General features: G+C 68.8%; 7 protein-coding genes. 2 read left to right on the forward strand and 5 right to left on the reverse strand.

Translation table 11 applies throughout. The annotated features are described in order from the left end of the window. Nucleotides 1–40 precede the first annotated feature (40 nt). Nucleotides 41–1,606 (reverse strand): hypothetical protein, encoded by a 1,566-nt coding sequence (locus ACFV2O_RS04290; protein WP_379250070.1) that lies wholly within the window; start codon nucleotides 1,604–1,606, stop codon nucleotides 41–43. A 38-nt stretch (nucleotides 1,607–1,644) separates the two neighbouring features. Continuing rightward, the gene (locus ACFV2O_RS04295; protein ID WP_379250072.1) at nucleotides 1,645–2,607 is read right to left on the reverse strand and encodes a metallophosphoesterase; all 963 of its coding nucleotides are present in this window, start codon (nucleotides 2,605–2,607) and stop codon (nucleotides 1,645–1,647) included. Nucleotides 2,608–2,740: 133 nt separating this feature from the next. Between ACFV2O_RS04295 and ACFV2O_RS04300 the strand changes: the two genes are divergently transcribed. Then, nucleotides 2,741–3,205 carry a GatB/YqeY domain-containing protein gene (locus ACFV2O_RS04300; protein ID WP_355078681.1) on the forward strand — a complete coding sequence of 155 codons (465 nt, stop codon included), beginning with the start codon at nucleotides 2,741–2,743 and terminating at the stop codon, nucleotides 3,203–3,205. A 55-nt stretch (nucleotides 3,206–3,260) separates the two neighbouring features. Here the strand turns inward: ACFV2O_RS04300 and ACFV2O_RS04305 are convergent, their stop codons facing one another. Next, entirely contained in the window at nucleotides 3,261–5,627 is a 2,367-nt protein-coding gene (locus ACFV2O_RS04305; RefSeq protein ID WP_379250074.1) for a penicillin-binding protein, read from the reverse strand. 367 nt (nucleotides 5,628–5,994) lie between these two features. Here ACFV2O_RS04305 and ACFV2O_RS04310 point away from each other — a divergent pair, with 367 nt between their 5' ends. Next, nucleotides 5,995–6,318 carry a WhiB family transcriptional regulator gene (locus ACFV2O_RS04310; RefSeq protein WP_014981178.1) on the forward strand — a complete coding sequence of 108 codons (324 nt, stop codon included), beginning with the start codon at nucleotides 5,995–5,997 and terminating at the stop codon, nucleotides 6,316–6,318. Nucleotides 6,319–6,413: 95 nt separating this feature from the next. Here the strand turns inward: ACFV2O_RS04310 and ACFV2O_RS04315 are convergent, their stop codons facing one another. Both ACFV2O_RS04315 and ACFV2O_RS04320 read right to left on the reverse strand, forming a co-directional pair. Continuing rightward, nucleotides 6,414–7,553 (reverse strand): ArsA family ATPase, encoded by a 1,140-nt coding sequence (locus ACFV2O_RS04315; protein ID WP_379250076.1) that lies wholly within the window; start codon nucleotides 7,551–7,553, stop codon nucleotides 6,414–6,416. After that, complete coding sequence (locus tag ACFV2O_RS04320; protein ID WP_379250078.1) at nucleotides 7,550–8,545, reverse strand: ArsA-related P-loop ATPase; 996 nt, start codon at nucleotides 8,543–8,545, stop codon at nucleotides 7,550–7,552. Before ACFV2O_RS04320 ends, ACFV2O_RS04315 begins: the two co-directional genes overlap by 4 nt. Nucleotides 8,546–9,139 lie beyond the last annotated feature (594 nt).

Here is a 9,139-nt window from a genome sequence, read left to right on the forward strand (position 1 = left end):
TTACAACAGGGGTGCCCGAGACGTTAAACCGGCAGGTCAGTCACCCTGCGAGGGGGCGGATGCTGGTAAAGATCTTCTTGGCGGTCTCGGCGTCGAGCGCGTGCGGGACGCCCGTGTCGGCGGCGATCACCATGACGAAGTTGCCCTGGTCGTTGGGGAACGCGGCGGTGTAGACGGAGTATGCCTTCGCGCAGCCGGGCTTGGCGTCGGAGACGGTGCCCTTGGTCTCCACGAACATGCCGTGCTGTGATCCGTCCAGCGACGCCAGCGGCATGGGCAGGCCGGGTGTGCCGCCCTGGGTCGCGGTGTAGGCGAGCGTGGCGGTCCTCGTGCCGAGTTCGGTGGCCGCCTTCCCCGGGTCTGAGGTGTTCGAGCCGGTCAGGAAAGCTACGGTCCGGGTCGAGCCCGGGCAGTAGCCCTTGCCCTCGCTGGCCAAGCCCTTCCCCGCGACGGCATTCGGCGGCTCGCCGAAGCCGCCGATGGTGCCCTGCGGCGCCACCGTCCAGTCGGCGGGCACGTCGTAGGCGGCGCCGCTGTCGGGCGCTCGGACCACCTGATAGCCGGGGACGACCGGAGTCTTGTCGCCGGAACCTCGCGCGGTCGTCGTCGGGGCCGATCTGGTCGTGCTCCTGGCGGGCGCGCTCGCTGTGGTGGTGTTGAGCGCGTTCACCATCGATGGCGCGGCGCCCTCGGCGGGATCGTTCGTCTTCATGCGGGTGAGGGCCACTGCCCCGGCAACGAGACCGGCTACCAGCAGCACCGCCAGGCCAACCGACAGAAGGACCTTCCCTCGGCCGCTCCCGCTCGGACGGTTCGGTGGCGGCCCTCCGGCCTGTGGACCATAGCCCGGGTGATATCGGCCATCCGGTGCCGTGCCGTATTGCCCGGGCCCGCCGCCCGGTTGCCACTGTGGGGCCTGTGCCGGTTGGCCGAATCGATCGGCGCTCGGATAGCCGAGCAAGGTCGGTGCCGAATCGCCGGAGCCCGGCGCGGGACCCGGCCCCCCGCGGCCGAAGGGGTCGAGCGCGCCGAGCGGTTGGCCGAGCATGGTCGGATCGTTGCGCCCGCCTGTACCGGGGCCGGGACCGCCCTGTGGCGGCCACTGCCCGGAGGGCGTCTGCCCGAGGGACGGGGCCTGCATGGTGGGATCGTTGTGGCCCGACGGTCCGGGTTGTGCGGGACCACCCGACGACGGAGCGAGCAAGGTCGGGTCGTCCTGCGTGCCCTGCGGCCGAGCCGGTGCGGGATCGCTCTGCCCGCCCGGCTGCCACTGGAGTGTGGGTGCGGGCTCTTGGTACTGCTGCCACTGCGTGGCCGGGTCGGGCTGCCACCACTGAGGCGTCGCGCCGTGCTCGGCTGGGCCCGAATGCGGCTGCCCCGGGATCAGGCCGGACGACCGAGCGCCCCGCTGCCAAGGCGTGCCGGCGGGGCGTCCCGAGTCGTCGGCTCCGCCGGGATGCGCTCCGCTGTGCGGTGGTCGAGCGTCGTTACCGTCCGCCGAGGCGGGAACGGAACGTAATGGGGGGTAGGACTGTTGCCGAGGAGTCGGCGGCCCGGCGGGCCGTCCCGGAGTCGTCGGGTCGCGCCGGTCGTCGAATCCACTCACAGTTGTCCCCTACCTGCCACACGTCTCGGCAGGGGACATTAGCGGGCGACGGCCTCCGATGCCGACACTCCCTGGCCCGTGTCGGCGCCCGGCCGCTTCGGCGGCGCGGCTACCAGCGTCAACAGGGTCGCCTCCGGGCGGCAGCAGAACCGGTACGGCGCCCACGGCGAGGTGCCGACACCCGCGGAGACGTGCAACTGGGTGTGCTCCCCCCACTTCGACGGACCCTTCACCCGGGACCGGTCGATCCCGCAGTTGGTGACCAGGGCGCCGTAGCCGGGCAGGCACAACTGGCCGCCATGGGTGTGCCCGGCGAGCACCAGGTCGTACCCGTCCTCGGCGAAACGGTCCAGCACTCGGGGCTCAGGGGAGTGGGTGAGGCCGAGCCGCAGGTCGGCCAAGGGGTTCGGGGCCCCCGCGACAGTGTCGTACCGGTCGCGCTGCAAGTGCGGATCGTCCACACCGGCGGTGGCGATGCGGATGCCTGCCACTTCGAGATCGCGGCGCACGTGCGTCAGATCGAGCCAACCGCGCTCGGTGAAAGCCGCACGCAGGTCTTTCCACGGCAGCGGAGCGCCGTAGGTGCGGCGGTGGTCCTTCTTGAAGTACTTCAGCGGGTTCTTCGCCACCGGCGCGAAGTAGTCGTTGCTGCCGAAAACGAAAAGGCCCGGGCGGGAGAGCAATCCGCCGAGGGCCTGAACTACCGCGGGCACCGACTTCTGATGCGAGAGGTTGTCGCCGGTGTTGACCACCAGGTCGGGCTCCAGCCGATCCAGCTCCCGTAGCCACTGCTGCTTGAGCTTCTGTCCCGGCATCATGTGCAGGTCACTGAGGTGGAGCACCCGCAGCGACGACGACCCCGGCGCCAGCACGGGCATGGTCGCCTCCCGTAGGACGAAGGCGTTGCGTTCGACCAGCGAGGCGTAGCCGATTCCGGCCACCGCGGCCCCGGCGGCTCCCAGCGCGGTCGTGCGTACAGCAGAGGTCGAGATCACGGGCATTTGCCCAGCATAGGTGACCTCGCTCAGGAGCGCCGAGTGTGTTTCCGCACAGGCGCCCGTTTTTCCGGCGGGAAATCGGGCCGCGCGGCAAATGTAGTGGGACCGCCGCGTCCCAGCGGCTACCGTGAGCGGCATGTCGGAACTCAAATCGCAGCTGCGGACGGATCTCACCGCCGCGATGAAAGCCAAGGACACGCTGCGCCTTTCCACGTTGCGGATGCTGCTGTCGGCGATTCAGAACGCCGAGGTCGCCGGCTCGGCGGCCCGTGAACTCACCGACGCCGAGGTCGTCTCCGTGCTGCAGAAGGAGTCGAAGAAGCGCAACGAATCCGCCGAGGTCTACACGCAGGCCGGGCGCGGCGAACTGGCGGCGAACGAGCGCGCCGAGGCGCAGATCATCGAGGAGTACCTGCCGACCCAGTTGACCGAGGCCGAGGTCGCCGATCTCGCCGACACCGCCATCGCGCAGGTCGCCGAGGAGATCGGGGAACGTCCCGGCATGCGGCAGATGGGGCAGGTCATGAAGATCGCCACCGGGCTCGCCGCGGGCAAGGCCGACGGCTCGCGCATCTCGGCCGCGGTGAAAGCGCGGCTGTAGGACGGCGACGCGAAAGGGGCCGCGAACCGTGAGGTTCGCGGCCCCTTTCGCTTGCTCAGCGCGGGATCGGGATCGGGATGGGGATCGGTGGCAGCCGCGGCACGGGCAGCCCCGGGATTCCCGGCGGCGGTGCGGGCGGCCCCGGCGGCGGCGCGGCCCGGACGGTGCCGTCGCTGATGTACAGCGTGATCACCGAGCCGGGGATCGCCGACCCGTTGGGCGCGGTGCCCATGACGGTGCCCTTGGGCCGATCGCCCGCCCCGGTCACCGGCGACACCTGGAAGCCCGCGGCGACCAGCGCCGAGGTGGCCTCGCCCTGGGTCATGCCGACGACATCGGGTACCTGCGCGTTGTTCGCGCCACGCACGTACTTGTTGTCCAACGGGGGCAACGCGGGCGGCGGGAACAGCGGTATCACCGGTTTGATCGCGTTGAACCAGGTGCGCGCGGGTTCGTTACCGCCGAACAGGTTGCCGTCGCCGCAGTTGCGCAGCGGGAACGAGCAGATCTCACCCGGGGTCGGGCTGTCACCGTAGGCGTAGACCGCGGCGGCCAGAGCGTTCGTGAAGCCGAGGAAGGCCGAGGAACGGTGGCTTTCGGTGGTACCTGTCTTGCCCGACATCGGGAAGTTCCAGCCCACCGACTGGGCCGCGCCCGCCGCCGTGCCGGAGATGTCGTCCTTGCTCATGGCGTTGGCCAGGGTGTTGGCCAGGCCGGGCTCGACGACCTGCTCACAGGCCTGCTGGGTCAGCGGTACCTGCTTGCCCTGACGGTCGACGACCTCCTTGATCGGATTCGGCGGGCACCAGCGGCCGCCGGACCCCAGCGTCGCGGCGACGTTGGACAACTCCAGCGGATTGATCGCGACCGGTCCCAGGGTGAACGAGCCGAGGTTCTGTTCCTTGATCATGTCGGCCAGGCTCTGGTTGCCGTGGCCGGAGGTGCCCGCTTCGGTGAACGAGCGCATGCCGAGCCGGACCGCCATGTCGACGGTCGGGGTGACGCCCACGGCCTGGATCAGCTTGACGAACGCGGTGTTCGGCGACGTCGCCAGCGCTTCGGTCACCGACATGGGCGACTTGTACTTGCCCGCGTTCTCGACGCAGTAGGTGGCGGCCGGGCACCCGCGCGCGCCGCCGTTACCCATGCCCTTGGCCTCGAACCGCCCTGGCACGTCGAGCTGGGCGTCGATGCCGAGACCCTTCTCCATGGCCGCGGCGGTGGTGAAGATCTTGAAGATCGAGCCCGCGCCGTCGCCGACCATCGAGTACGGCTGCGGCTGCACGGTCTCGTTCGCGTCCCGGTTCAGGCCGTAGGTGCGGCTGCTGGCCATCGCGATCACGGGGTGCGTGTCGTGCCCGGGGCCGACCACCGACATGACTTCCGCGATGTTGTCCAGGTTCGGGTTCGCCGCGTCGGTCACCGCTCGTTTCACCGAGTCCTGCACGGCCGGATCGAGGGTGGTCTTGATCAGGTAGCCGCCCTTCTCGATCTGTTCGCGGCTGATCCCGGCGTTGGCCAGGTACTCCAGCGCGTAGTCGCAGAAGAAGCCGCGGTCGTTGGCCGCGATGCAGCCGCGCGGCAGGCCCTTGGGTTCGGGCAGCACGCCCAGCGGCTTGGTCTTCGCCTCGCGGAACTCCTCGGCGCGGCTGGGAATGTTCTGGATCATGGTGTCCAGCACCGTGTTGCGCCTGGCCAGTACGCCGTCCGGGTTGGTGTAGGGGTTCAGTTTGGACGAACTCTGCACCATGCCGGCGAGCATCGCGGCCTGGGAGACGTTCAGTTCGGCCGCGTCCACGCCGAAGTAGGTCTTCGCCGCGTCCTGGATGCCGTAGGACGAGTTCCCGAACGGGACGAGGTTGAGGTACCTGGTGAGGATCTCGTCCTTGGTCAGCTGACGGTCCAGCGTCAGCGCCATCCGGATCTCGCGGATCTTGCGGGCCGGAGTGGTCTCGATGGCGGCGCGGCGCTCGGCGTCGGTCTTTGCGACCACCAGCAGCTGGAAGTTCTTCACGTACTGCTGGTCCAGCGTCGAGGCGCCCTGCTGGACCTCGCCGCTGGCGGAGTTGGTGAGGAAGGCGCGTAGCGTGCCCTGCCAGTCGACGCCCTCGTGCTCGGCGAAGCGGCGGTCCTCGATGGACACGATCGCCAGTTTCATGTCGTTGGAGATCCGGTCGCTGGGCACCTCGAAGCGGCGCTGCTCATACAGCCAGGCGATCGGATTGCCCGCCGCGTCGACCATGGTCGAGACCGCGGGCACCGTTCCCTCGACCAGCTCCGAGGAGACGTTGTCGACAGCGTCGGCGGCACGGTTGGAGACGAACCCGAAGCCGCCGGCGAGCGGGAACAACAACCCGGCGACGAGCACGGAGGCCAGCACGCAGCTACCGGCCAGCCGCGCGAGCGTATGTGTGATCGGCACGAATCAAGACTACGGGTTGCCATTCCGGCGTTCTTGGCGGCATTTGTCCGGAGCGCGGAACTGGTTGTTCACGAACCGGAATGGGCGTGTCGCGTGATCGTGTGCGGCGTGTCGCGGGAGGGCGCGCACGCAATCTGCCTGCCCGTCCAGTGCGCGCAGGGCTTTGCAGGGACGGACGTACCAAAAAATCTCGAGGTGGTCTTGCGCAAGCGCCATACCTTTACCTAGATTGAGAACCCAGTGTGATAGAGCTAACACTCAAAGTGGAATGTGGTGCACTTCGCAGCGGGGTTTGGGTGCTGCGCGGTGACAACGCGATTCTGGAGCGCCGTTGACCCGGTGTTCGGACTGCAAAGGGGCACACCAAATGCACATGACAACCCCCATCGCTCGATTGGACGTGGAGCAGGCCGAAGCAAGGATCGCCTGGGTAGCCCAGGCCCGATGCAAGGAAGTGGACCCCGATCAGTTGTTCGTCCGCGGCGCGGCGCAGCGCAAAGCGGCGACGATCTGCAGGCACTGTCCAGTGCTCATGCAGTGTGGTGCCGACGCGCTGGACAATCGCGTCGAGTTCGGTGTGTGGGGCGGCATGACGGAACGGCAGCGTCGCGCCCTGTTGAAGCAGCATCCGGAAGTGACCTCGTGGGCCGATTTCTTCCAGGCCCAGCGCCAGCATCAAGTGGCGATGTAGCCCCGGCGAAATCGAAACAGAGCCCGCGGAAGCGGGCTCAGTTTCGTTTCAGGACTGTTATTTCCGTTCGGAGCAATAGCGGATACGCCTAAGTATCAGCCGGTCGCGCGGGCCGTGCCGGTGAGCTGATCGCCGACGACGCGCAGCGCGTCGAGATCGGACACCTCGAACGGAAGCGCGGTGACCGACACGATCGGCACCCGCGGATGCGCGCCGGTGAAGCGGTGCAGCAAATGCTGTTCCCGTTTGTCGGTGGCGACCCGGCGGGCGTGCACCCGCAACACCGCCGCGGTGAGCGGATCGGAGTCCGCCACCTGGTCGGCGGCGGTGAGCGCGTGATCGGCCGACAGCGAGCTCAGCACGGGATGGGTGCGGTTGAGCACCAGACCCGCCAGCGGCATGCGCTCGGTGGAGAGGCGGTCGACGAAGAACGAGGCCTCTCGCAGCGCGTCCGGTTCCGGCGCCGCCACCACGAGGAAATGCGTGCCCGGCTTCGACAGCATCGCGAAGGTGCGCTCGGCCCGCTCCTGGAAGCCGCCGAACAACGACTCCAAGGATTGCAGGAAATTCGACGCGTCCTTGAGCATCTGTCCTCCGACGACGGTCGACACGCCGCGCACCGCCAGGCTCATCGCGCCGGTCACGAGCCGGGTCACGCCACGGCCGGGAGCCATGATCACCCGGATCATCCGGCCGTTGAGGAAGTTGCCCAGTCGCTTGGGGGCGTCCAGGAAGTCGAGGGCGTTGCGCGACGGCGGGGTGTCGACCACGATCAGGTCCCACTCGCCGCGATGGGCCAGTTGACCCAGCTTCTCCATCGCCATGTATTCCTGTGTGCCGCCGAAGGAGGAGGCGACCGTCTGATAGAAGGGGTTGGCGAAGATCTGCTCCGCTTTCTCTCCGCTGGTGTGCTCTAGCACCATGTCGTCGAACGTGCGACGCATGTTGAGCATCATCGCGTGCAGCTCGCCCTTGGCCTCCGGCCCCAAGGCCACCCGCTGCGGGTTGTTGCCGAGGTCGGCGACGCCCAGTGACTGCGCCAGCCTGCGCGCGGGGTCGATGGTGAGCACCACGACCTTGCGCCCCTCTTCGGCGGCGCGCAGGGCGATGGCGGCGGCGGTGGTCGTCTTGCCGACGCCGCCGGAACCGCAGCAGACCACCACGCGCGCGGACGGGTCGGCGATGATCCGCGAAATATTCAGCGGGGCAGCCGGGGGATGGGTCGGCATGCTCATCGGACTCCCTGTGCGGTGAGGTGTTCGGCTAGTTCGTACAGGCCGCCCAGGTCCATTCCGTCGGGCAGGGCGGGCAGGTAGAGCCGGGAGATGTCGACCTTCGCCAGTTCTTCGGCGCTGTCGTCCTGTGCTTGCAGAGTCGCGGAGTGCTCGATCGTTTCGGTGAGCAGCCCCTGGAAGTCGCTGTCGGGGAGGTTTATCCCCGCGGAGTCGAGGCCCGCGCGGACGGCGTCGGTGTCCAGGTCGCCCTGAGCGGCGCGGGCGCGCAGCTCGGGCGGGAGCTGGCCCTCGGTCGCCCGGTTCACGATGACGGTGCCGATGCGCAGGTCCGCGGCGGTGAGCTCGGCGACGGCGTCGGCGGTTTCCTGCACCGGCAGCGCCTCCAGCAGCGTGACCAGATGGATCATGGTCTGGTCGGAATGCAGCAACTGCGAGACGCCCTCGGCCTGCGAGGCGATCGGGCCGCCCTTGGCCACCTCGGCCATCGCCTTGGTGACGTCGAGGAAGCCGGCGATCCGGCCGGTGGGCGGTGCGTCGACCACGATCTCGTCGTAGACCCGCTTGCCGGACTTGTCCACGCGAACCGCGCACTCCTTGATCTTGCCGGTCAGGATGACGTCCCGCAGACCGGGCGCGATCGTGGTGACGAACTCGATGGCGCCCATCCTGCGCATCGCGCGGCCCGCGAAGCCGAGGTTGTAGAACATGTCCAGGTATTCGAGGAAGGCGTGCTCGATGTCCAGCGCCAGCGCGACCACCTCGCCGCCGCCGTCCGCGGTGGCGATGCGTGTCTCGGTCGGCGGCAGCGGCGGCAGATCGAACAGCTGCGCGATCGATTGTCTGCTCTCCACCTCCACCAACAGCACCCGGCGCCCGCCCGCGGCGAGCGCCAAGGCCAGCGCCCCGGCAACCGTCGACTTGCCCGTGCCTCCCTTGCCGGAGACGTAGTGCAAGCGGGCCTGTTCAGCGCGCTTCGGCCACCTTGCGCCCACTTCCGGCTCCTCCGAAAGCGGCACTGCTGTTGGTACTCCCACGATCGCGAGCCTATAACTGGTTCGCCGTCGCGGGGCACGGGCCGTACCAGACGGGCTGATCCAAAAGCGGTTCCCAGCCCGGCCCCCGCCACCGCAACCAGTTGCGGCCTCACTCCGCGAGCCGCCGATAACCACACGAAATCAGTCGCCGAACCAGCGGATCCACCGTGACGACACAGGCGCCGGTCGCGGACGATCGTGCCGACCCCACCGAGCCGGGTGAGACAGACCACTCATTCGCGGTACGCCTCGGACCGCCCGGCCGCCGCGCCCATGGCGAGGTCGAGTAATGCCCCCGCCAGTCCATAAAACCACTGCGAAACCCCGGGAGACCGCAACCCCGAATCCGGGGTGATTGCAATCGCGAACCGAGGTAGTGCGGCTCCACTCCCCACGCGCCCAGCGCACCGCAACCACGTCTTTCGAGCGAAGCGAGACCGAGCCTGTTCCGTTCGCGGCCCCCCAGGGCGGGGGTCAGGGGGCCCGGCGCACGGCCTACATAGACACCCCGGGCGGCCCGAGTCATGCAACAACACGGCACTCCCCCCACCG

It is taken from the genome of Nocardia sp. NPDC059691 (assembly GCF_042733915.1).
Lineage (GTDB): Bacteria > Actinomycetota > Actinomycetes > Mycobacteriales > Mycobacteriaceae > Nocardia > Nocardia sichangensis.

Excerpts from the sequence above, each read along its gene's own strand:
- ACFV2O_RS04310 (WP_014981178.1), top strand. The coding sequence starts at position 5,995 with ATGCACATGACAACCCCCATCGCTCGATTGGACGTGGAGCAGGCCGAA.
- ACFV2O_RS04315 (WP_379250076.1), bottom strand. The coding sequence starts at position 7,553 with ATGAGCATGCCGACCCATCCCCCGGCTGCCCCGCTGAATATTTCGCGG.
- ACFV2O_RS04300 (WP_355078681.1), top strand. The coding sequence starts at position 2,741 with ATGTCGGAACTCAAATCGCAGCTGCGGACGGATCTCACCGCCGCGATG.
- ACFV2O_RS04295 (WP_379250072.1), bottom strand. The coding sequence starts at position 2,607 with ATGCCCGTGATCTCGACCTCTGCTGTACGCACGACCGCGCTGGGAGCC.